The following is a 1,247-nucleotide window of genomic DNA, read 5'->3' on the forward strand; positions in this document are numbered from 1 at the left end:
GGGACATAGGTTACAGGTGTTCGGAGACATGGGTAACAGTTTTTTATAATACTAGAGCAGGCATATCTGAGCAATCCTGAAGCTGCGGAAGAACACGTTTAACTTTCCGTCTTCCCCGGTGGGTCTTATCCCCACCCGCTGTCCTTTGAACGCATTGCCCACTCTCCACTCCCTGCCCTTATAATGCAGTATCCCTCCGTCCTGCACTTTTCTCACCACGTCCGAAGGGCTGTACTCCCACTCCGTGATCCTCTCCGGCAGCGCCCGCTCACTCACTCGATAACAATCCGCCGGCACTCTCATCCCGAGGGCTTCATGCGGACGCTCCGTATTGTATAGCACCCTCCACCGGTCAAACAGCCTCTGGCACTCCCCCATACCCCTGCCCCTGCAATCATGCACCACCTCCGCATTCATGGTACGATGAAACCTCTCGTCCTTGCCCAGCGTCTGCGGGTGACGTACCTGGCTGTGCAGAACCCCCACACCCAGGGACATGAGCCACACTGTAAGCGACGTATCGTCACGCCCCCACGCGGGGCCGTTATCCGTAAGTATGGCGCGCGGAAGACCGTATCTGAGAAACACCTCCCGCAGATAACCCGCCACCGTCTCCCTGCGCTCGTTCCCGCACGCCCCGATGCACAGCGAGTACCGCGAATGATCGTCTAATACGGTAAGGGGATGACACCTTCCTTCTCTTACGGGAAAATGTCCCTTGAAATCCATCTGCCACATATCGTTAGGCCTCTCGGCCTCGAACCTCCGCCATGCCTTGTGCCTCCCGGAGTCCTCGGGGCTAAGCCTCCCGTTACGCCTGAGTATCTCAGTTATAGTGCCCGGAGACGGAAGCCCCTCGTGGCCCATATCCTCGGCCCTGCGCTTGAGCTTCCGCCCTCCCCACGCAGGGTGCCGGTCCCTGAGGGCCAGTATCAACCGCTCCGTCCCCGGAGGGGTGGCGCCGGGGGAGCTCCCGGGCCGCCTGGAGCGATCACGAAGGCCCTCCACACCCTCTTCCCTGTAACGCCTGACGAACTTGTATCCCGTCTTCCGGCTTATCCCGAAACGACGGCAGAGCTCGGTGAACGTTACCTCGTCCTGCATTGCTAAAATAACAAACTCCTTTCGCCGGGACATGATTGTAACCTTCTTCCATCCCATGGCTGCCTCCTCTCCTGCTCTTTACTCAGCAGCCAGTATATTCAAAAAAGTGTTACCTATGTCCCCGAACGTTTGTTACCACTCTC

1 protein-coding gene is annotated in these 1,247 nt (G+C 58.1%); it reads right to left on the reverse strand.

Annotated elements, in window-relative coordinates; translation table 11 throughout:
- Nucleotides 1-51 precede the first annotated feature (51 nt).
- Nucleotides 52-1,161: an IS481 family transposase gene (locus PKC29_15635; protein ID HML96836.1), complete on the reverse strand. Its 1,110-nt coding sequence runs from the start codon at nt 1,159-1,161 to the stop codon at nt 52-54.
- Nucleotides 1,162-1,247: the final 86 nt, after the last annotated feature.

Source organism: Thermodesulfobacteriota bacterium (assembly GCA_035325995.1).
Classification (GTDB): domain Bacteria; phylum Desulfobacterota_D; class UBA1144; order Nemesobacterales; family UBA2774; genus JADLGH01.

Coding starts and splice junctions, on each gene's coding strand:
- PKC29_15635 (HML96836.1), bottom strand. CDS start 1,161: ATGGGATGGAAGAAGGTTACAATCATGTCCCGGCGAAAGGAGTTTGTT.